The 20,476-nt window shown below is 65.3% G+C and carries 18 protein-coding genes; all 18 read right to left on the bottom strand.

Annotated elements, in window-relative coordinates; translation table 11 throughout:
• Positions 1–19 precede the first annotated feature (19 nt).
• Positions 20–433 carry a curli assembly protein CsgF gene (locus tag ACN6NG_RS12900; protein WP_016487339.1) on the bottom strand — a complete coding sequence of 138 codons (414 nt, stop codon included), beginning with the start codon at positions 431–433 and terminating at the stop codon, positions 20–22.
• Entirely contained in the window at positions 430–831 is a 402-nt protein-coding gene (gene csgE, locus ACN6NG_RS12895; RefSeq protein WP_063423783.1) for a curli production assembly/transport protein CsgE, read from the bottom strand. Before csgE ends, ACN6NG_RS12900 begins: the two co-directional genes overlap by 4 nt.
• Positions 828–1,355: a type II secretion system protein gene (locus ACN6NG_RS12890; protein WP_474314287.1), complete on the bottom strand. Its 528-nt coding sequence runs from the start codon at positions 1,353–1,355 to the stop codon at positions 828–830. The genes csgE and ACN6NG_RS12890 overlap by 4 nt, the downstream gene beginning before the upstream one ends.
• Positions 1,330–1,704 carry a type II secretion system protein gene (locus ACN6NG_RS12885; protein WP_012272103.1) on the bottom strand — a complete coding sequence of 125 codons (375 nt, stop codon included), beginning with the start codon at positions 1,702–1,704 and terminating at the stop codon, positions 1,330–1,332. The genes ACN6NG_RS12890 and ACN6NG_RS12885 overlap by 26 nt, the downstream gene beginning before the upstream one ends.
• A 5-nt stretch (positions 1,705–1,709) precedes the next feature.
• Positions 1,710–2,189 (bottom strand): type II secretion system protein, encoded by a 480-nt coding sequence (locus ACN6NG_RS12880; RefSeq protein ID WP_063423785.1) that lies wholly within the window; start codon positions 2,187–2,189, stop codon positions 1,710–1,712.
• Positions 2,186–4,051 (bottom strand): secretin N-terminal domain-containing protein, encoded by a 1,866-nt coding sequence (locus ACN6NG_RS12875; RefSeq protein WP_063423786.1) that lies wholly within the window; start codon positions 4,049–4,051, stop codon positions 2,186–2,188. Before ACN6NG_RS12875 ends, ACN6NG_RS12880 begins: the two co-directional genes overlap by 4 nt.
• Complete coding sequence (locus tag ACN6NG_RS12870) at positions 4,048–4,572, bottom strand: hypothetical protein (protein ID WP_063423787.1); 525 nt, start codon at positions 4,570–4,572, stop codon at positions 4,048–4,050. The genes ACN6NG_RS12875 and ACN6NG_RS12870 overlap by 4 nt, the downstream gene beginning before the upstream one ends.
• Positions 4,572–5,135 (bottom strand): type 4a pilus biogenesis protein PilO, encoded by a 564-nt coding sequence (gene pilO, locus ACN6NG_RS12865; protein WP_063423788.1) that lies wholly within the window; start codon positions 5,133–5,135, stop codon positions 4,572–4,574. The genes ACN6NG_RS12870 and pilO overlap by 1 nt, the downstream gene beginning before the upstream one ends.
• The gene (locus ACN6NG_RS12860) at positions 5,122–5,664 is read right to left on the bottom strand and encodes a PilN domain-containing protein (protein WP_063423789.1); all 543 of its coding nucleotides are present in this window, start codon (positions 5,662–5,664) and stop codon (positions 5,122–5,124) included. Before ACN6NG_RS12860 ends, pilO begins: the two co-directional genes overlap by 14 nt.
• Position 5,665: 1 nt before the next feature.
• Positions 5,666–6,445, bottom strand: coding sequence for a hypothetical protein (locus ACN6NG_RS12855; protein ID WP_063423790.1), 780 nt, complete (start codon positions 6,443–6,445; stop codon positions 5,666–5,668).
• The gene (locus ACN6NG_RS12850; RefSeq protein WP_063423791.1) at positions 6,429–8,102 is read right to left on the bottom strand and encodes a GspE/PulE family protein; all 1,674 of its coding nucleotides are present in this window, start codon (positions 8,100–8,102) and stop codon (positions 6,429–6,431) included. Before ACN6NG_RS12850 ends, ACN6NG_RS12855 begins: the two co-directional genes overlap by 17 nt.
• Before the next feature lie 61 nt (positions 8,103–8,163).
• On the bottom strand, positions 8,164–8,697 hold the full coding sequence (locus ACN6NG_RS12845; RefSeq protein WP_049273640.1) for a response regulator: 534 nt from the start codon (positions 8,695–8,697) through the stop codon (positions 8,164–8,166).
• 249 nt (positions 8,698–8,946) lie between these two features.
• Positions 8,947–9,588 (bottom strand): SurA N-terminal domain-containing protein, encoded by a 642-nt coding sequence (locus ACN6NG_RS12840; RefSeq protein WP_063423792.1) that lies wholly within the window; start codon positions 9,586–9,588, stop codon positions 8,947–8,949.
• A 12-nt stretch (positions 9,589–9,600) separates the two neighbouring features.
• The gene (locus ACN6NG_RS12835; protein WP_474314278.1) at positions 9,601–11,085 is read right to left on the bottom strand and encodes a cytochrome c/ABC transporter substrate-binding protein; all 1,485 of its coding nucleotides are present in this window, start codon (positions 11,083–11,085) and stop codon (positions 9,601–9,603) included.
• A gap of 209 nt (positions 11,086–11,294) precedes the next feature.
• Positions 11,295–11,960 carry an SCO family protein gene (locus ACN6NG_RS12830; protein WP_474314276.1) on the bottom strand — a complete coding sequence of 222 codons (666 nt, stop codon included), beginning with the start codon at positions 11,958–11,960 and terminating at the stop codon, positions 11,295–11,297.
• A complete protein-coding gene (locus ACN6NG_RS12825; protein WP_063423795.1) occupies positions 11,957–12,613 on the bottom strand; it encodes an SCO family protein in 657 nt (218 codons plus the stop codon). Before ACN6NG_RS12825 ends, ACN6NG_RS12830 begins: the two co-directional genes overlap by 4 nt.
• Positions 12,610–14,586: a cytochrome D1 domain-containing protein gene (locus tag ACN6NG_RS12820; protein WP_474314273.1), complete on the bottom strand. Its 1,977-nt coding sequence runs from the start codon at positions 14,584–14,586 to the stop codon at positions 12,610–12,612. The genes ACN6NG_RS12825 and ACN6NG_RS12820 overlap by 4 nt, the downstream gene beginning before the upstream one ends.
• A gap of 18 nt (positions 14,587–14,604) precedes the next feature.
• Positions 14,605–20,469, bottom strand: coding sequence for a manganese-oxidizing multicopper oxidase MnxG (gene mnxG / locus ACN6NG_RS12815; RefSeq protein WP_474314272.1), 5,865 nt, complete (start codon positions 20,467–20,469; stop codon positions 14,605–14,607).
• Between the last annotated feature and the right edge of the window lie 7 nt (positions 20,470–20,476).

Genomic DNA, 20,476 nt, shown 5'->3' with positions numbered 1-20,476 from the left:
ACATAAAAGCCTTTCCCTCTCAGGGGTTCAGGCCGCTGACCTCAATGATCGAAATTTCTCCTGTGGCACGATCGGTGACCTTGATGCTCAAGGCCCCGGAATCGTCGATGACGTCGATGAGAAACGCATCGGTCGCCATGCTGCCGGTGCTGCCGTTGCTGATGTTGTCCAGCAACTGCGACAACATCCGCGACTCCAGCTGGTTGCTGAAGCGCTCCAGGGCCGTGGTGCCGGTAAAGGCCGAGGCACGGTCCTTGAGGTCGGGGTCGTCGTAATCGTTTTGCGCCTGGGCGTTGTTCAGCAGCCAGGTGCCGTTCAACGGGTTGCCGCCAAAGGCCGGGTTGACCGGGGTGTACACCAGCTCGGTGGCCTGGGCAGCGCAAGCGCTGGCCAGCAGGCAGGCGGCAATGCAACGTGGAATGCGGTGGTTCATAGCTCGTCCCTCTCCAAATCGGTGGTGTCCTGTAGCAGGCGTTGCAGCTTGCGTTGAATGATTTGCTGCTTGACCAGGTCGGCGGCTGCCACGGCCTCGTCTTTGAGCTCGGTGGTGTTTGGTGGCAGGAAGCGGCGGTACATCACCTCACGCTCGAACTCCACGGTGACCAGGCTGCCCCAGCGGGCATCCGGGCGTTCGCGTACCACCAGGTTGAAGTCCAGGCGGCTGGTGGCGCGCAGGCGGTCGGCGAAGTAGTAGTAAAAGTCGTGGCCGATGTGCGAAATCGTGTTATCGACGATAAAACCCTGCATCTCGTCCTCAACACCCGCCTTGGCCGAAGTGGCCACCCCCGCCATCAGCAGCAGGCACAGGTACAACGCAGCCAGGCGGCTCATGGCGTATCTCCCGGGCCTGCATGCGTCTGCACGCCGCCTGCACTTTCGGTAAACGCCTGCTCGGCAACAAACTGCCAGTCGCTGTAGTGCTCCAGGCCTTCGAAACCGCTCCATTCGGCGCTGAAGCCACTGCGCTTGAACGGGGTGGCGTCCGAGCGGCTGTACACGCCGGTGATGCGGCCGTCGATTGCACGCAGCAGGCCCCACTCGTCGCTGCTGGTGATGGGGTCGGGGTACAGCCGACGAATGTGCCGCTGGGCCTGCGGGAAGCGGTTGTCCTGCAGCAGGTCGGCCAGCGCCCGCGGGTATTGGGCCAGGCCCGGCGAGGCACGGTAGTAGCTGCGCAGGGCCTGGGCGTACTGGCTGCCCACCCACAGCAACTGGCGCTCGCGATCACGCTGGGCGGCGCTGGCCCAGATCGTGCCAGTGGCGGCCAGGGCCACACTGCTGACCGCAATCAGCAGCAGCACACCCAGGTAGGTAAAGCCACGCTCGGCCTTACCACTCAGCGAAGAGGCTGCCATCACGCGCCCTCCCTGTGGCACCGCTCTTGATATCCGCCACGCCGCCGGCCACGCCCTCGGGCGGTGGCACCAGCTGCCAGGCATCGCTGCGCTCGGTGATCGGGTCGACCGGGGTGTTGCGCAGGTAACGTTGCTCCACCAGCTGCTCCAGCGAGTCCGGGTAGTGACCGGTGTCGCCGTAGTAGTGGTCCAGCGACTCGCGCAGCACCGCAAGGCTCTGGCGCAGGGTGGCTTCGCGGGAGCTTTCCAGGCTGTTGAAGTAGCGCGGCATGGCGATGGTCATCAGCGTGGCGATGATCGCCATGACCACCAGCAGTTCGATCAGGGTGAAGCCTTTGCTGCGTTTCATGGCTGTCACCATTGCCCGTAGGGGATGCTGTTGAGGCCTTTGCCACGGGCCCTGGAATACACGTCGAACACATCTTCGCCTTCGCGTGGGTTGTCGGGGCTGCTGTCATAGGCGCGCAGGCCCCAGGCGCCTTCGTCGTCATCCTTGGCCGCCACCAGCGGGTCATGTGGGATGCGCCGCAGGAAGTAGAACTTGGCGCCCTTGGCGCTGCGCACATCGCGCACGCCGTCCACCAGCACCTGCAGGTTCGGTGGATAGCCGCTGGCGTCCAGGCGCTTCTCGATGTAGCCAGCGTCAAAGGCCCGCTTGTAGGCGTCGATGGCATCGCGAATCTGGTACAGCGCCTCGCGCAGTTGCTGCTCCTTGCCGCGGCGCACCACGGTTTCGGTCAGCGGCGCGGCCATGCTGGCCAGCAGCCCGAGCAGCGCCAGGGTCAGCACCACTTCGATCAGGCTGAAGCCCTGCACGTGGCGGCGGGCTTTCATGGCCGTGGGCTCCCGTTGGCCGGGGCGACCGCCATCTGGCTGTCCACCACGGGGTCGTCGGTGGTGGGTGCATTGCCGGGCACATCCATCGGCGGCAGTGGTGCCATCTGGCGCACCTGCATGGCCGACTCGGTGCCGGTGGAAAACTCCATGTCCGACGGGCTCTGGTACGGCAGGTTGCGCACAATGCGCGGGGTGATCGCCAGCACCAGCTCGGACTTGCTCATGTCGTCCTTGTTGCTGCCGAACAGCCGACCCAGGCCGGGGATATCACCAAGGCCCGGGATCTTGTTGCCGCTGGCGTTGTGGTCGTTGCGCACCAGGCCGGCCAGTACCTGGGTTTCGCCATCGTGCAGGCGCAGGGTGGTCTGGGCATTGCGGGTGTCGACCTGGACCGGGATGGTGCCCTGGCGGGTAGCCTCCAGCGGGGTGGCGTTACTGACTTCCAGGGCCACCTTGATCGCCACTTCGTTGTTCAGGTGCACGGTGGGTTGCACTTCAAGCTTGAGACCCACGTCCAGGTAGGTGACGCTTTCAGTGATTACCGGGCCCTGGGTGGACGGCACCGAAGTGGCGCTGATGATCGGCACTCGCTGGCCGATGTGAATACGTGCCTGCTCGCGGTTGCTGACGCGGATCACCGGGCTGGCCAAGGTGTTGATGTCCTTGTCCTGGGCATTGATCTTGGCCTGCGGTGCCGGCCCGATGCTGATGCGGCTGGAGTCGATGCCCCTCAGCTGGTCGAGCACGCTGACCGGTTTGCCGTCGGAAGTCAGCACGCCGAACGTGTTGGGCCATTGCAGGCCAAGGTCGAGGATGCGTGAGGTGGCCACTTCCATCACCTCCACTTCCAGCACCACTTCGGGGTTGGACTGGTCCTGCGATTGCAGCAGCTTTTCGGCCATGCGCACGGCATCGGGGGTGTCGCGCATGGTCAGGGTGTTGAGGCGCTCGTCGACGAACACGTCGCGGGTCTTGAGCATGGTCTTGACCATGTTCAGCGCGGTGTTGGCGTCGATGCTGGTCAGGTAGAAGGTGCGCATGACCAGTTCCTGGTAGTCCTTGGTCTTCTGCGGCGAGTCGGGGTACACCATCAGGGTGTTGTCGTTGACGACCTTCTGGCGCAGCTGGTTCTGCTCCAGCAGCAGCGCCACGGCGTCTTCGATGCGCACTTCACGCACGAAGATGGTGGCCTTCATGTCCGGGCGCAGGTCTTTGTCAAAAATGAAATTGATGCCGGCGACCTGGGACAGCACCTCGAAAATGGTCTTCAGGTTGGCATCACGAAACTCCAGGGTGACCGGCCGGTCCAGCTTGCTGCGCAGCTGCGGGAAGGGTTGCGCGGTGCGCGCCTGGACATTCTCGATGTCGCTGCGCAGGGCCATGCCCTTCTGGTTTTGCGGGTCCAGGCGCAGCACTTCGCGCATGTAACGCTCGGCGCCGAACAGGTCGCCCTGGCGCAACGCTGCCTGGCCCAGGGCCACGCGTTCGTCGAGGGTACGAATCAGTTCCAGCTGGCGCGTACCTTCCTGGGCGCGGCGGTTGTTCGGCTCCAGGGTCAGCACCCGGCCATAGCCCATGCGGGCGTTGGCAAAGTCGTGGCGGATGCGGTCGGCATCGGCCTGGGTGATCAGCGCCTCGACTGCTGCCTGACGGCTGTGGGCCAGGGCGATGTTCAGCTCGGTATCACGCGGGTCATCGCGCAGGGCTTCTTCCAGCCGGGCGATACCGGCTTCGTACTGGCCCTCCTTCATCAACTGGTCGCTGTCCTTGCGTACCGCGCTAGAGCCGCAGCCGGCAATGGCCACGCACAATGCCAACAGCAGGAACGGAGCAGGCTTGCACAGCTTTGACGACTTCATGGTGCGCTCCCGACAGACAAGGTCTGCGACTGGTGCAAAGGCAGGTAGACCAGGCTCAGCTCGCTGGCCGATACCCGATCGAGGCGATACGTGTCTTCGATGACGTCGCCCTGGCGCACGACGTAAAGTTTTTCGCCGCTCTGCAGGAAGATCTGCAGGTCGTCGTTGTTGCCCATGCGGCCGATGAACTGGAACGGCAGTTCCGGGGCGGTCGGCGCTACGGCCACGATGGGCGCGACAGCCACGGGTTGTTCGGTGACGGTGGCCAGGGCTTGGGGTTTGGTCCATTGCTGGGTTGGGAACAGATCTCTGGAGGGCTGTTCCGGCCCTTTCGCGGCTAAAGCCGCTCCCACAGGTTCGGCGTTGCCCACAACTCCTGTGGGAGCGGCGGTGCGGCGATCCGACTTGCCCGCGAAGGCCGCGACGCTGTCTTCCTGGCCGAACCAGTGCCCTGGTGCCCAGGCGAGGACTGCGCTCACGCCGAGGAAGCTGGCCCAGATGACTGCACGTTGTGTGTTCATCATGACCTCGACAGGTAAAGGGTCATGCGCAGGCGGGCATTCAGCTCGCTGTCGCCGATGCGTTTGCGTTGCAGCTCGAGGTCTTCCAGCACCAAGGTCGGCAGCTGCTTGAGCAGGCCTTTGATAAAGGCGCGAATCTGCGGGTAGCTGCCGCGCACCGGCAGTACGATCTGGTAGCGCGCCAGCTGGGTCTTGGGATCGACGCCCAAGGCGTACTCACCGCGCGCCAGGCTGATGTGCTCGGCACTGGCCAGGTGGTACAGGCGCTCGATCAGCTCGCTGGCCTGGGGCTGCCCCGGCAGTTGCTGGCGCAGGCTGTCGAGGGCCTGCTGCTCTGGCTTGACGGCGATCTTCACCTCGCCACGCTTGACCCGCCCGACCTGAACGCTGGCGTCCGCTTCGGTGGCGCGCAGTTCACGCACGCTCTGCCACTGCGGCAGCACCCCGGCGCACATCACGCCCAGCGCCAGCACGCCCACGGCGACGGCGGCCAGGCCAACCGGGCCGACGCGGCGCAGGCGTTCCTGGAGGATCAGGCTGTTCAGCGATTCAAGGGCGCGCATGGCCAGTCTCCCAGGTAGCGGTGAGGGTGAAGCGCACCGGGTGCTCGGGCTGCGCGGCCAACACCTCATGGTTGAGCAGCGATACATCGCTGAGCTCATCGCTGGCTTCCAGGCGCTGGTGGTACTGCAGCATCGCTTCCAGGTTGCGTGCCTCCGCGGCGATACGGACCTGGCCTTTGCGCGCGTCCGGGGTCAGGCCTAGCAGCGCCACATCGTCCTGCGGCAAGGCTTCGAGCATGGCGAACAGCTGCTGCCAGGGGCGTTGCAGTTGTTGCGACACGCTGCGCATCTGGGCCAGCCGCTCGGCCTGCTCACGGCTGGCAGCAGTGCTTTGCGGGGCAGTGGTTGCCGGACGGCGGCCCAGTTGCAGCTCCAGGCTGTGCACGCTGGCCTCAAGGTCTACCTGCTCGGTCTGCAAATTCTGTTGCAGCAATACCAGGCCGGCGACCATGGCGCTGCCCAGGGCCAGCAGCGACCAGGCCAGTGGGCCGCTGCGCCGGGGTTGGAATTCCAGTTCGAGGCGGCGCATGTCAAGCCACCGCCCGCCACATGGCGCACAGCGGGTCGGCTTCGCTGGCCGGCTGGCACAGCTGCACCGCCGCCAGTTGCGGCACGTCGCCCCGGCCCGGGGCATGCAGGTACACCCGTGGCTGGTGCTCGCCATACAGCTCGCAGGTGCGCTCGATCAACGCTTGCAGGGCCTGGTCGCTGTCGGCGCAGCCTTGCGCCAGCACTTGCTGCCAGGCGCCGCCGGCGGCCAGCAGCAGCACGCTGCGGCGCGGCTCGGCCAGCACGAACAGGAAGTCGCCCTGCTCCAGCTGCGGAGAGCAGCGGTTATAGGCAGCCATCAGGTATGGCTGCACCGAGCGCAGGCTCAGGCGGTTTTCCCGGCCCAGCCCCTGCAACCGTTGCAGCAGGGCTTCGGGCAGCGCCGTGGCGATGCGCGCGGCACCGGCAGGCTCGGGCGACAGCACGATGCGCCAGTCGTCCAGCGGCTGCCCGTAGAGGTTTTCGAAGCAGGCCCGGGCATAGGCGTCCAGCTCGCGCGTGTGGCCGATGGCATCACTCCAGGGCACCAGGCAGAAGCGGCTGTAGCGGGCCGACAACAGCACCCGCAACTGGGCGCCCCGTACAGCATGCTCGGCCAACAGCCCGGCCAGCGCGTCGACGGCGGCGTCCCAGGCAGGCTGGGCGGCGTCGCAACTGAACTCGCGGCTGCCCAGCCACTGGTGTTGGTGTTTGTGCCAGCAACCCAAGCCGACACCCTCGGCGCCGACCACGGCACAGAAACGATCAGATGAATGTGACACGGTTGATCTCCTCAAGTGTGGTACGGCCATCGCGGACCAGGTCCAGGGCCGAAGCCCGCAGCAGGCGCAGGCCGCGCTGGCAGGCGAGGGTCTTGATTTGCGAGAGGGGGCGGCGCTCGACAATCATCTGCCGCAGGTCGTCGTCCAGGTGCAGCAGTTCGGCGATGGCGCTGCGGCCGCGAAAGCCGCTGCCCCGGCACTGGCCGCAGCCCTGCACGCGGACGAACTTCCAGCCGGCCACGCCCTCACGGGTCAGGCCCGAGCCATACAGGGTGTCGTCATCCACCTCGCAGGGGCTGGAGCAATGGGTGCAGGCCAGGCGGATCAGGCGCTGGGCCAGCACCGCGTTCAGCGCGGAAACAAAGCTGTAGGGGTCGACCTGCATCTGGCTGAAGCGGCCGATCACGTCGAATACGTTGTTGGCGTGGATGGTGGTGAACACCAGGTGGCCGGTGAGCGCCGACTGCACGGCAATTTGCGCGGTGTCCGGGTCGCGGATTTCGCCAACCAGGATCTTGTCCGGGTCGTGGCGCAAGATGGAGCGCAAGCCGCGGGCGAAGGTCAGGCCCTTCTTCTCGTTTACCGGGATCTGCAATACGCCGGGCAGCTGGTACTCGACCGGGTCTTCGATGGTGATGATCTTGTCTACGCCATGGTTGATTTCGCTGATCATGGCGTACAGGGTGGTGGTCTTGCCGCTGCCGGTGGGGCCGGTGACCAGGATCATGCCGTAGGGTTCGGCAGCCAGCCGGCGCAGCGCGCGCAGGGTTTCGTCGGCAAAGCCCAGGGCCTGCAGTTGCACGCCGCTGACCCGGTCGGACAAGTCCTGCTTGTCGAGCACCCGCAGCACGGCGTCTTCGCCAAAGATGCTGGGCATGATCGATACCCGGAAATCGATTTGCCGGTCGCCCACGGCAACCTTGAAGCGGCCGTCCTGGGGCACGCGTTTTTCGCCAATGTCCAGTTCGGCCATGACCTTGATGCGCGAGATCACCTGGTCGGCGAAGGCACTGCCACTGGCCTTGCCGGCGCCGTTGAGCACACCGTCGATGCGGTACTTGATGGTCAGGCCCTGGCCGGTCATGCCCAGGTGGATGTCGCTGGCGTGCAGCTTGAGGGCGTCGTACAGGGTGGAGTTGACCAGCTTGACCACGCGGCTCTGGTCTTCGCTGATGCTGGCCAGCGACAGGCGTTGCAGCGGGTCGCCTTCGCTGCTGGCCTCGGCGTCATGGTCAAGGGCATCGACGGCGTGGAAGCTTTCTTCGTGGCGGGCAAGGAAGGTGGCCAGTTCGGCGGCGTGGGCGAGGTACAGCGGCGCGCCTTGCAGTACATCATCGATCCAGGCCAGGCGGGCGGGGTCGAAGGGGTCGGCGAACACGCCCAACAGCTGGCCGCCCTGCTCGATCAGCACGAATTCGCGCTTCAGGCACGCGGCGAGGCTGACCTTGTCAAAGCGTGGGCTGCTGGCCAGCAGGGTGTGGCTGTCCAGCACCGGGTAATGCAGGGTCAGGCCAAGGCGACGGGTGAAGGTGTCGGGGTTGTCGCAAGCAAGGCGTTCGAGGCAGTTGAGCAGGCGCTCGTCGCTGGCTTGCAGACGGGCCTGGGCCAGCAGGTCGCGGGGGTAGGCTGAGACTGGTGCATCGAATGCTGCTGGCATGGCCTGCGACTCCGCTCAGGGGGCGCGTCGCAGGCTGGCTCAGCCAGGGGTGCGGGCGCCGCTATTCCCCTGTGAGCAGTTGATCGTCGTCGGGCCCTGGTGGCTTGGCGCCATTGCGGCGGCGGTCAGCCAACACCCAGCTTCCATCGTACAACTGCAAGGGGAACGATTCGTTCCTGTTCTGGCGTCGTTCGACGAACCCTTCAGCCGGGTTGTCCGTGGCCCTGCGCCGGCGCTCGATGCCCATCAGGTCGAAGATTGCACGGGCCAGTTCCACCAATGGGAACGGCTTGAACAGGACATGGCTGACACCCAGCTCCGCGGCCCGCTCACGCACCTCGACGGTGGGGTGGGCGGTGATCAGCATGAAGTGGCACTGCCTGTTCTTGCGTACAGCCTCCAGAACCTGAAAACCTTCCATGTCGGGCAAGCGGTAATCCAGCACGATCACTTGTGGCGCCAGGCGCTCAGCCTGTTCGATACCACTAGCACCGTCGTGGGCAACATGAACTTCCAGGCCTTGCGCTTGCAAGTACGCTTGCAGGTTCTGCGCAAGGGTCTGTTCGTCATCGACTACCAATACTCTGTTCACCAAGGTCGACTCCCAAGAACTGCCCGGTTTCCCGGTCTGCGAAGTGCGCCCTTGTACTGGCTTGAGCAGGCTTCGTGCCAGGCGTGAATAGTCATGTTGCACCGCTGTAAGTCATTGATTTGCAAAAGGTGCCGGCCAGCACCCAAAACACGGCGGGCAGGCACACCCGCCCCCTTCCCCACAACCGGGGAAACTGATGGCACATTGCCAAACCCTAATTCCCCAGCATTGGGGGGAACGCCACCAGGGGCTTCAGTCAGCGATCTCCACTTTAGCGGAATCGCGCAAACGTTGGCGCACAGACTTGCGCGCTTGCGCCTCGCGCTCACCGATGAGCGCGGCCCTGGCCAAGACCAGGCCCTGTTCGTATATGACCGAAGGATTATCACTTTGGTTCTGCGCTCCTTGCAGTGTTTCTCGGTTGGCATCATAGAATGCTTGCACTTCGGCAGGGCTCGGCGCGTCGACTGCGCTGAGCTGGGCATACACCTGCTGGGCCGCCATGTCTTGCCGGGTGTACTCAGTGTACTGTGCCCTGTCAAAGCCCGCCTCTGCCAGACGCCGTTCAAAAATTGCCGGGCTGCCGAACGCAGCTTCTACCTCGCCGACATGCGCCGACACCTGCGCGTCGCTGATGGCGATGCCTTGTCGCCGCGCCTCCTGCCACAGCAGTTCCTTGTCGATCAGCTCATCCAGCGCCTGATCGCGCAGGCGCTTGTAAAGCCCCGGGTTGCGGATGCTGGTCACCGCGCGGCCCTGGGCGGCCAGGTATTCGCTGAAATAGCGCTCCAGGCGCGTCAACCCGATCTCCACGCCATTGACCCGCGCAGCAGGTACATCGGCCCAGCTCGCCTTGGCCATTACCAGCAACAGGCACAGCAACACAATACGCATGGCAACCTCCACTCAAAGGCTGTCCGGCACCGGCCGGTAAGGGGTAACTGCGGTGAAACGCGGCCCGGGCAGGGCCACCGCCACTACATGGGCACCGGCCATGCCCTGGCGGCGACCGGGGCCAAAGCCCAGCGCCGGGGTCAGGCCGGTAGACACATCGTGCAAGCCTTCCAGTGCGCCAATCAGTTGTTCACGGCTGGCATCACGGCCAATCTGCTTCAGCGCTTCGCTCAGCAGGCGCAGGGCGCACAAGGTATTGACCTGCAACGACGCCTGGCGTGGGTCCAGGCCCTGGCGCTGCTGCAGCCCGGCGAGGGTGGCCAGGCCCTGCTCGGTCCAGTCTTCGGGGACATAGGGGTAGGCCAGAAACACCCGTTGCGACCATTGCTCGGGCAACCGCGCCACGGCGCCGGCCACCTGGCCGGACGCAGCGAACAGGTAGGGCTGGCGGCCCGCGGCCTGCAACGCCGTCGCCAGCTCGACAAATGCCTGGGCGCGGCCAAGGAAGACGATGCCCTGCCCGTCCACGGCCTGGCCGTCGAAGGCCTCGATGGCGGGCGGCGCCCAGCCTTCCTGCAACAGGCGCTCACGTACCTCCTCGGCCGCCTCTGCCTGGTCGCTGCCGGCGTACACCACGCGCAAGTCGCCGGGTGCCAGGCCCAACCCTGCACGGGCGTGGCCCGCCAGGCTCAGCAATTGCGCAGGTAAGCCGGGCAGCGGGTCGAAGATCTGTGCGCTGCCGCCGCTGCGCGGGGTACTGCCAATCAGGGGTATATTCTGTGGTGCCAGCAAGGTTGTCAGGCGCAGGTCGAGCATCGGTGCCAAAGGCGAAATCAGCGCGAACACGCGCTCTTGCTCCAGCAACTGCTGCAAGGCCTGCTCGGCGCTGGCCGCGTCGAAACCAGGGTCCAGCACAACCAGCTGAAGGTGCCGCCCATGAATGCCGCCTTGCTGGTTGAGTTGCGCCACCCCGTCTTCCAGTACCGCACGTACCACCTGCCCGGCTTCGGCCAGCGGGCCGGACGCCGGCAGCAAGGTGCCCAGGCGTAGTACGCCCTCCTCTATGCCGGGGTCGCGTTCCTCGGCCAGGCGTTTCAGGTAGGCGGTGAGGTTGCGCTGGTCGGCCATGGTCAGTTCGAAGCGTGGCATGGACGGGTCCAGGCGGTTGCCAGCCGGGTCTACGCCATGCTGGATGGCCCTGGCCAGGCTGCGGTCGGTATAAGCCGGGTAGCTGCGGCCATTGGCTTCGCGTGCGCCCTGGCCTTGTGCCAGGCGTTGCCAGTCCAGGTTGGGTGGGCGCACGCCGCCTTCGGCGCGGCCACGGCCGTCGTTGCCGTGGCAGCTGGCGCAGGGCACCACGCTGGCGGGCACACTGATGTCGCTGGCACCGACCCGGGCCTGCAATTGTGCATCGCTGCTGGAGACCCCCTCGCGGTAGAGGCGTTTGCCGGCTTGTTCGTGTTCGGTCAGGTCCAGGGCTGAGGCAAAAGGTGCCATGCCCAGCAAGCATGCCAAGCAGATCGAAAGCCCGGTGCGAATACCTGTGGGAGCGGCCTTGCGTCGCGAAAGGAGCGCGCAGCGCTCCCCGCTTTCTGGGTTGAGGCTGCCATTGCCGGGGCTGCTGCGCAGCCCTTTCGCGACGCAAGGCCGCTCCCACAAAGGCTGCCCTCTCAGTCGTTGACTCCACGGGGATCGCACCATGGCAATCACCGGCCTGCCAAGGGCTGGGTCAGCAGTTGCATGCGCTGGGCTATGGCCGCCGGTGGTGCATCCGGGCGGATCTTGCTCCAGCGTTTGCCCGCCACATCGCCGGCAATCAGCTGCGTGGAGTGCTGCTCGGGGCTGGGCAGGAACTGGCCAATACGGCCAAGCACCAGGTCGACATTGGCCTTGTCACCGGTCAGGAACAGCCAGTTCGGCCCATCAACCCCCTGCTTCGCGGCAAACGCCTTGAGTGCTTGCGGGGTATCGTTGAGCGGGTCGCTGCTGATCGACACAAAGGTCACCTGGCTGGCCAGTTGCCGGCCCATGGCCTCGCGCACTTCGCGCAGCTTGCGGGTGATCAGCGGGCAGGCGTCGGTGCAGTGGGTGAAGATCACGTTCAGCATCACCACCTTGTCCTTGAGCACATCGCTGTAGAACCGCAGCTCGCGGCCGTTCTGGTCTTTCAGCACGGTATCCGTGAACCAGGTCTGGGCATCGCGGGTGCCGCCGCCACTGGTCATCGCCTGGGGGGCGGGCTGTGGCTCGGGGGCCTGCTGCAGGTGGCCTTCATGGGCGAACGCCACAGAAGCGAGAATCCACAGGCAGCCGCCCAGCACCAGCCAGTCGAAAGCGCGCATGCCGCCGCGGCGGGAGGTTACAGAGCTCATGGTTGCACCTCATGGTGGTCGGCAATGGCCGTGCTTTTGGCATGCACCCGGCGGGCGCTGAGACGGTTGATTTCTTCGATCAGTACGGAGGGGTCGGTGAAGCCGTAATAGCGCGTCCAGTGTCCGCTTCGCCCGTCACCTACCAGAATCAGCGGCGGGTGCTGACGGAGGTCGGCGCTGAAGCTGCCCAGGCCCTTGAGGGTTTCGGTGACAGCGTACGGGGTGCCGGTCAGCCAGCTCCAGCCTGGCCCCTTCTGGAAGGCCTTGGCGTAGTCTTGCAGGCGCTTGGCGTCGTCACGCTGCGGGTCGACGCTGATCGATACCATGTGGATTTCTTCGCCTACCCGGCCACCCAGCTGTTGCTGGACCTTGCCCATGATCGACGACACCACCGGGCACACCGTGGTGCAGCTGGTGTAGATGAAGCCCATGACCACCAGGTGGTCACCGACCAGGTCCTTCTCCAGGCGCACCGGCATGCCGTCCTGGTTCAGCAGGGAAACGTCGGCAAAACGTACACTGGTTTTTTCCTGGCGCGCCGCCGGTGGCTGTTCGGCGTGGCCCTTGTGATCGTGGCCGGCGTGGGCCAGGGCAAGGTTGCTGGCCAGTGCCAGGCTCAGGGCCAGCAGTTGGAAAGAATGCTTGGCGTTCATCGCACACTCCTCATTTCAGTCTGGGAAGCGTTGGTTGCTGCGGCCGGCAGGATGCGCAGGCTGGTGTAGTTTTCTTCGGCAAACTTGCGCCCCAGCGATGGCGACTGCACATGCAGGTACCAGGCGCCGGCTTCGGGCAGTGTCAGGGCTGCCTGATAGACGCCCTCACCCACTTCCTGCAACTGCAGGTTGCGCGGCATCGACGACGGCGCCAGGAAGTAGCGCAGGCTCAGGTCGTTCAGGCCCAGCCGCGGCTGGCCGTCGTCACCGACGATACGCACCCGTGCGGTAATGGCGCTGTGCTGCGGCATTGGTTGGTCCAGGCCGATGAACTCGGCATGCGCGGCCTTGCGCTTGCCGGCATTGGGCGCTTCGGCGACATCGGCGCTGAAGCAGTGGATGATCTGCGGCTGGTTGAGCAGGAAGGCCACGTCGAACTTGCCGGCAGCGGGCAGTTTCACCGTCGAGCCGTACACCCCTGGCGCCACCTCGCGCAGGCTGCGGTCAACGACCAGGGCAGCACGGGCCTGGTGACCACGGTTGTTGTAGCCGGACATCGGCGCGTTCATGCCCTCGGCGTAGAAGTAGGTGGTGTTGTCCACCGGGTTGACCACGAACACCGAGTTGTCATCACGCGACACCGACAACCCCTGGGCCAATGGCAGGTCGCCGGCCTGGCGCGGCGCTGCCGGGCCGGCCTCGAAGCCCTGGACGATCGGCGAGCGCCCTTCGCCCAGGCTGGACAGGTTGATCATGGTCACTTTCGGGGAAGCCAGGCCGCGCACATAGGCATAGCCCTTGGTAAAGGTCAGCTGATAGGGTTCGGCCGCCACCGGAATGTGGTGGATCAGCTTGTCGGTACTGGCATCGATCACCAGGGCCTGGTTCTCAAGGGTGTTGAGTACAACGCCGTAGCGGCCATCGCTGCTGAAGCGCATTGGCCCCAGGCCCTGCTCGGCCATGACCGTGTGGCGCAGCTGGTGGCTGCGGGCATCAAACACCCGCACGCTGCCTTCCTCGCCATCGACCACGTAAACGGCCTGGGACAGCGCCGAGTAGCTGACCGACAGCGGGTGCGGGCCAACCTTGATGGTTTTGGCCAGGCGCATTTCCGGGATATCAATAACGCTGAGGGTGCCGCTGTCGCGGTTGCTGACGTAGGCAAAACGCGAGTCGGCGCTGAAGGCGATTTCGTGGTGCCCGGTGCCGGTGTTGAAGCTTTTCAGGGTAGTACGCCCTGGCACGTCGATCACCGTCACCCCACCCTTGGCCGGGTCACTGCTGTTATTGCCCACCCACAACCGGTGCTGGTCCGGCTGCAAGGCTACGCGCAGCGGCTGGTCGCCGGCGTCAAGGTCGGCCACGCGGGTGAAGGTTTCGGTATCGATTACCGCCACCTTGCCGCGCTCGGGGATCGACACGAACACCTGCTTGTCGTCGCTGGTGGCCACCCAGTCCATGGGCCGCCCGGGCAGGTCGATGCGGGCCATGGTGCTGGTCACGCCGCCCACCGAAACGGTCGGGTCGATCACCGTCAGGCTGGCGTCGTTGTTGAGCATCAACAGGAAGTAGCTGTTCAGGTCGAGCAGCGGCCGGGCGCCGATGCTGCTCTTGAGAAACAGCGCAACCCGCGCCTTGCAGCTTTGGTTGCGGTCGCCTATCGGCGCCGACTGCGCCGGGTCGATCCACGCCCCCGGGGCCATGCCCGACAGCGGCTGGCCACTGGTCTGGTCGCTGACCTTGAAGCGGATATTGGCGAAGGCGCCTTCCTTCAACTCGCCCCCGGCCAGCGGCCGGGCCTCGAACTCCACGGTCACACCGTCCCGGCTGAGCCGGTGCAGGGCCTGCGGGTCGGCAGGCTCCTGCAACAGCTCGCGGGGATCGCACCAGAGCTTTTCATACGCCACGCCCAGGCCGATCAGCGCTACCCCCAGCAATACCCCCAAGTAAGCAGGGCGAGTCTTTTTGTTCATGCTCGCGCTCCCCTTCTGTCACTGCGCCGGGGCCGTTGCCGGCGGCGCTTCGTTGGTCACCCGCAAAATCCCCCACAGCCCCGAGACGTTGCCGTAGGCGGCGTAGTCGCGGAACAGGTAGTCACCTGCCACCGCGTTGGCACCACCGGCACTCGGCAGCATGAAACTGAAGTGCGCCGCAGGCAGTACGCTCTCCTGGGCACCGATGTACATGGCCATCGGGTTGTAGCCAAAGCGCACCGAACCGATGCCAGGCAGGCTCATCGGGTAGCCGTCCACGTCACTCTTCTCGGCCTGGTAGTTGTGCAATGGCCACAGGTGCCCGTCCAGCTGGTAGGTGATGCCACGGCTGCCACCGCTGGGCATCAGCACATGGCTGCGCACCGGCTGGCCAGGCTTGGCGTACAGCACCGGGGTTTGCGGGTCACCGCCAACCAAGGCGTTGCTGTAGGCCATGTGCGCGTTGGGCACATCGGCGAAGCCGAAGCCGTCGGCATGGCCGAACGGTGCATCCGGCGCCAGGCCAAAGCGCAGCCACAGCGGTTCGGTCTTGTAGTTCATGGCCATGTTGCCGTTGTCTTTCGGGTCCCCCGGCACGCCATTGCCTTCGGTGGCGATGCCTTCGACCGGGCGGCCGTCAGCCCAGCGCATGTTCATCGAGCGCTGCCACACCGTTACCAGGTCGCGGTAATCGGGTTGCCCAGTGACCTTGACCGTGGCCTGGGCCCGGCTGGCGGTGTCCTCGGTCCAGGTCGCGGTCTGCGGCAAGATGCTCATGCCACCCACCAGGCCTTTTTGTGGCTGCTTGATGAAGTCCGACGGCATCAGGTTCAGGCCACCAAACTCGATTGCCGTGGTGTTGATGTTGTCCACCGTGCGGCCCAGTTGCAGCACCGGTTTGCCCTCACGTTCCAGGTGGCCGGCGTAGTACTGGTACACCCGGCTTGGGTAGGCACCGCTGTTGCCCACCCGGGGTGGCACGGTCTGCACCGGGTTGGCACCCACGTTGGCACCGTCGGACTTGGTGATGTCGTAGGCCAGCAACTGGGCATGCAGGCCCACATGGCTGGACGGCCGCATCAGGTTGTTGTTGAAGGCGGTGGAGCCTTCGCTGTCGAAGCGGTCACGCTTGACCACGTTCTGCATCACGGCCGTGCTTGGCAGGTCTGGCATGACCTGTGGCAGGCGGTTTTCCAGGGTGATGCTGATGCAGTCCCCGGCGTTGGCACGCAGCACCAGCGGCTCCACCGGTACGCCGGCCTTGAGCTTGCCGGTGGTGGCGTCCAGGTCGGCCTTGCGCACATACAGCACGGCGGTCGGGTCATGCAGCGGCGCACTGTGGCCACCCACGGTAAAGGTGGTGCCGTCCTCCTCGTCGACAACCGTCACCTGCGGGATGCTGGTCTTGCGGCTGTTGAACACCAGGGTGCCGCCATTGGCCTTCAGCGGGCCGCCGACATGCTGGCCGACACCGGCCGGGTCGTTGATGCTGACGCCGTTGCGGTTCTCGAGGATGTCGTTGGCCAGCGCCGCGACAATCTCGTAGCTGCGCTTGACGGTGGTACGGGTACCGATGCCGTTGGGGTTGGCCGTGGTTTTCGGGCAGATGCCGTCAAAGTTCACGGTATTGCGCATGGCCACGGGTTGCGTGTTGTTCGGCAGCGGGAACAGGTCGGCGCGTTGTGCGGTGTAGTTGCGCATCACGCCCCAGATGCCGTTCCAGTAGCCTTCCAGGGCTGCGTCCATGGCGTACAGGTAATCGCCGTTGGTGGCAGCAGAACTGGAAATCATCGACACCGGCGCCATGAAGCCCATCTGTTCGGAAATCCCGATCATCTGCGAGGCCTTCCAGCCCGAGTTGGAACTGTTACCGAAGCCCGAACCGTTCTGCAGCCACTTGACGCCGTGCAGGGTCACGTTGTGCTCCTCCTCGTGGCCACCGGCGTGCAGGCGCAGGCGTACGTTGTCCCCGGAGTAGGTGCGCAGCATGGGCGTGAACGGGTCACCCGGCTCGCTGCCGGCCTTGTTGATGTGGGGTGGGAACAGTGTGGTGCCGCCGGTAGGGCCAACCGCCGAAGTGATCGCCGAAGGCGCCAGGTTCATGGCCGGGATCGCACGGTCGGTACGGCTCTGCAAGGCATAGCTCAGGTCGCCGGCCAGGCCGTCTGCCTGCATGCCGCGCTTGCCATCGGGGCCGACCTTGTTCGGGTCGAATACCCGCAGGGCCAGCGGCTCGTTGCGGTAGTTGACGACGAACATGCCCGGGTCATCGACCGAAATCGCCTGCGGGCAAGGCCGGCTTGGGCAGCCGGGGGCCAGGCCACCGCGCGACTCGACCACCGATTCAAGCAGGTTGGATGCCTTCTGCCTCACCGGCGGGTTGATGGCGTAGCGGAAACTGTCGGCCGTGGCGGGGTACGCCTGGCCACTGGGGATACCGTCCGGGCCTGCGCCCACGTAGACGCCCGCTTCATAGGCATGCTGGAAGTCGCTGTACTCAAGGAAGAACTCACGGTAGCTGTCGTTCTTGCCATCGCCATCGTGGTCGCCCGTCTTGATCACCGCTTGCCACGAGGTCGGCCCGCCGTCCTGGCGTGTGGCCGGGTTGTACAGCTGCTCGCCGGTTTCGGCGTGGTACCAGGTAGAGCCGGCGGGCTCGGCCAGCACAGTTGCATACAGCCCGAGCTGCTGGTGGGTCGATGGGCCGAGGTGGTCGTGGGTGAAGATGGTGCCCAGGCCACGGTCGACGTTGTTCACGTTCACCAGCGGGTCGGCAAACCAGCGTTGCATGGCCGTGCGCGCACCCAGCCAGTCGGCCCGGCCAAAGCGGCCGAAGTACGGGTGCTGCTTGGCTTTCGGGCACGCGGCGGTGCCATCGCGGCTGTCGCCCTCGGTGCAGCCGTTGTAGGCGCGGATGGCGTGCACCCGCTCGACCACGCTCCCGGGCGAGAGCACCCCGTCTTCATAGTTCCAGCCGTTGGCCGAGCCGTCGGCGGCAGTCAGGTCCCACTTGGGCAGGTGGATGTGCTGGCCGATCACGTCGGTCGGGGTACGCACCTGGTAGTCGTCCATTTCGTAGTACGACGGGATCAGGTTGGTGTGGGTGTACATGGTGCAGTCGAAGGTGTTCATGCGCATCACCAGCGGCTCTGGCGGGCGCTGCTTGGTGATCACCGGCCAGGCGTCTTCCCACAGCGCCAGGATACGCGCCTGCGGGAAGTGGTAGCCGACCTTGTTGTACACCGCGTCGAACTGGATATTGGCACCTTTGTAGATGCGCGGGCGGTCGGCGGTGAAGGTGGACGAACCACGGAAGCTCATGCCGGTCAGGCTCTCGCCGCTCGCAAACTCGCCTACCCCCGAGGTTTGGGTCAGGCGCTTGCCGCGGTCATCCATGCACGGCTCGTAGAACGGCGCGCCGGCAGTGGGCAAGGCGCCGTTGGTGCGGAAGGCCTTGGCCACCGGCTGGCTGCCAGGGATCAGGGCGAAGCTGGGGTGCTCGGCCTTGGCGTGGAACTGCATGGCGGCCTGCTCGACATCGGTTCCTTCTTCGGGCAGGTAGATGGGCTTGGCTTTGTGCACCACCTTGGAAAAGTCCAGCTTGGTGGTGGTGGTCACGGCCTCGCCACCGGCAGATACACCGTCCAGCGCATGACGGCCCAGGCCGCCATCCCAGCCATCAACCTGGTTGGCGTCGAGGTTGGCCCACAGGGCGTTGCCGCTGTCTTTCAGCTGCCGGGCCAGGGCCGGGTCAAGCATGTCCAGTGGCGGGGTTGGCGGGCGGTTACCGACACTGCTTTCCATGCCACCGATCCAGAACGGGTAGCCTGGGTTTTTCAGGGTGCCATCGGCGTTGCGGTTGGCATCGGTGCGGTCGACCAGCGCCAGTGAGCCGACGGCTTTGCGCACCGGCGCCTGGGTGGCGTGGTCGTCATCGCCTTCGTCCTCGTTTTCGTCATCATCATCGTCGTTGGCGGCGACCAGTTGCTCAGACAGTTTGGGTACCACCACCACCTTGCCAGGCATCGGCGCCATGGCTTTGCCAGGCAGCGGCACGATGGCCGGGATCGGCGTACCGGCAACGATCTCACCATCCGGCAATGCCCGGGCGCCAGCAGCCGGCTTGCCGCTGCGCAGGGCAAACGGGGTGCTGTGGAAACCATTCTCGCCCTGCCCGCTCACTTCCAGCCGGGTGCCTTCTTCGAACACATCGTGCACCCGCCACATGGCCCACATGCCTTGGGCGAAGTGCGGGTAGAAGTGGCAGTGGTAGATGGCATCGCCCGCCACGCGGTTGCGGTTGCCCGAACCGCCGTTGGCAATCTCGTAGGTGTAGCCGATACCCGGGCCGATGCCCTGGGCGTCGATGTAGTCGGAGTTGTCGTCGTTGGGGTTGAACAGCCACTGGTGGCCATGCAGGTGGAAGATGTGCTGCTCATGGCCATTGTGGGTGTTGCGGAACTTGGTGAAATCGCCAATGTAGCTGTGGTGCACGTTGGCAGGCTCGGCCGGGTACAGCGCCATGCTGGCCTTTACCCCCACGGCGCTGGCGGGCGGCGTCTGGCCTGGGCGAATGTTCTCCAGGCCGACGTTGGCCGGCACGTCCACCAGGGTACCGATATCGCCCACAGTGTGTGCGCTGAGGAAGAACTCTTCGTAGGCGCACGATAGGCAGTCATGCATCGGCCCCACACCCAGGCGGTTGGCGACCACTTCAGCGCCCATGCCGCCGGAGCCGTAGTTGATCATGAACGAATCGCGCGTTGGCTCCAGCACATGGCCCATCACCGGGTCCGCCCAGTAGCCGGGGAAGGCCTGGGTGGCGGCCACTTCATCGGCGAACTGCGAGGCAAAGTCGCGGAATGCTTCCAGACGGTTGGGCAATGCGGGGTTGCGCTTGTTGACGCTTTCCAGCGGGTAGGTCGAACGCGGGAAGCTGCCGTCCGGGTTTGGCCCCATGACAATGGCGTCGGTCTCGCTGTTGAGAATTTCATTGCCGTCGACCATGGCAATGATCGGCTTGCCGGCCTTGCCCTCGCTGATCCACGGTTGAGTCTGCGGGTAACGGGCCTGGTAATCGATGACCGGTTGGCCGGTGGCGGTACGGCCGGTGGTGGCCAGGCGCATTTCTTCTTCGGTCAAGGTGTTGCGGAAGGTTCGCCCACCTTTGGGGACGACCACCACCTGGCCAAACAGGCCATTGGCGACGTTACCTGCCCCACCCTGGCCGCCAAAAGTAGCGCCCTGGCTGGTGGCAGCAAAGGCCCCCTCGCGCTCGGCGTACAGGGTGTAGCTGCGGGTGTTGCCGGGCGACACCAGGAAGTTGCCATTGCGGCCGGTGTTGGCGGCGATATCGCCAATGCTGTTGACCGCCTGCATGCCGTTCACCTGGAAGCCGACATGCCGGTCATTCACCTGCTCATCAGCGACGAAATCCTCACCGCCTTCGTTCTCGACTTCGTTCTCCGGGCCTTCCTCTTCGCCTTCGGCTTCGTTTTCTTCTGGGTCGATGCCGTGCTTGTTGGGGTTGGCCTGGTAGGCCAGCAGGTTGGTCAGGTTGACCGTGAGGCAGTCACCGGCGGCTACCCGCAGCACAATCGGCCGTGGGCGCTTGTCCGGGCGCAGGGTGACCTTGCCCGGTACCGCGGCCCCGCCCGTGCTGAGGGGGACTTGCTTGTCGTCCACCACATCTTCACGAAGCGCGAACATCATGCCATTGGCGTTTTGCGCGCCAAGGCGGTTGAACATCAGTGGCTGGTCCAGTGCCACCACATTGGCGACCAAGGTGCGCTGGCACTGCACGGCCGCCTCGCTGGTCGATGCCCAGCCTAACAGGGCCAGAACGAGTGATGACAGAAGGGGGCCTTTGCGTGGCGTAGACATGCTGCAC

It is taken from the genome of Pseudomonas sp. TSO6, assembly GCF_056098905.1.
Note: the sequence above shows the minus strand (reverse complement) of the source record. Positions and strands in the feature narration are given on the sequence as shown.

What these genes read in the sequence shown, in the direction of transcription:
- csgE (WP_063423783.1), bottom strand. Translation starts at nt 831, where the DNA reads ATGAGCCGCCTGGCTGCGTTGTACCTGTGCCTGCTGCTGATGGCGGGG.
- ACN6NG_RS12900 (WP_016487339.1), bottom strand. Translation starts at nt 433, where the DNA reads ATGAACCACCGCATTCCACGTTGCATTGCCGCCTGCCTGCTGGCCAGC.
- ACN6NG_RS12885 (WP_012272103.1), bottom strand. Translation starts at nt 1,704, where the DNA reads ATGAAACGCAGCAAAGGCTTCACCCTGATCGAACTGCTGGTGGTCATG.
- ACN6NG_RS12830 (WP_474314276.1), bottom strand. Translation starts at nt 11,960, where the DNA reads ATGAGCTCTGTAACCTCCCGCCGCGGCGGCATGCGCGCTTTCGACTGG.
- ACN6NG_RS12850 (WP_063423791.1), bottom strand. Translation starts at nt 8,102, where the DNA reads ATGCCAGCAGCATTCGATGCACCAGTCTCAGCCTACCCCCGCGACCTG.
- ACN6NG_RS12870 (WP_063423787.1), bottom strand. Translation starts at nt 4,572, where the DNA reads ATGAACACACAACGTGCAGTCATCTGGGCCAGCTTCCTCGGCGTGAGC.
- ACN6NG_RS12860 (WP_063423789.1), bottom strand. Translation starts at nt 5,664, where the DNA reads ATGCGCCGCCTCGAACTGGAATTCCAACCCCGGCGCAGCGGCCCACTG.
- ACN6NG_RS12890 (WP_474314287.1), bottom strand. Translation starts at nt 1,355, where the DNA reads ATGGCAGCCTCTTCGCTGAGTGGTAAGGCCGAGCGTGGCTTTACCTAC.
- ACN6NG_RS12840 (WP_063423792.1), bottom strand. Translation starts at nt 9,588, where the DNA reads ATGCGTATTGTGTTGCTGTGCCTGTTGCTGGTAATGGCCAAGGCGAGC.
- mnxG (WP_474314272.1), bottom strand. Translation starts at nt 20,469, where the DNA reads ATGTCTACGCCACGCAAAGGCCCCCTTCTGTCATCACTCGTTCTGGCC.
- ACN6NG_RS12820 (WP_474314273.1), bottom strand. Translation starts at nt 14,586, where the DNA reads ATGAACAAAAAGACTCGCCCTGCTTACTTGGGGGTATTGCTGGGGGTA.
- ACN6NG_RS12880 (WP_063423785.1), bottom strand. Translation starts at nt 2,189, where the DNA reads ATGAAAGCCCGCCGCCACGTGCAGGGCTTCAGCCTGATCGAAGTGGTG.
- ACN6NG_RS12835 (WP_474314278.1), bottom strand. Translation starts at nt 11,085, where the DNA reads ATGGCACCTTTTGCCTCAGCCCTGGACCTGACCGAACACGAACAAGCC.
- pilO (WP_063423788.1), bottom strand. Translation starts at nt 5,135, where the DNA reads ATGCGCGCCCTTGAATCGCTGAACAGCCTGATCCTCCAGGAACGCCTG.
- ACN6NG_RS12825 (WP_063423795.1), bottom strand. Translation starts at nt 12,613, where the DNA reads ATGAACGCCAAGCATTCTTTCCAACTGCTGGCCCTGAGCCTGGCACTG.
- ACN6NG_RS12875 (WP_063423786.1), bottom strand. Translation starts at nt 4,051, where the DNA reads ATGAAGTCGTCAAAGCTGTGCAAGCCTGCTCCGTTCCTGCTGTTGGCA.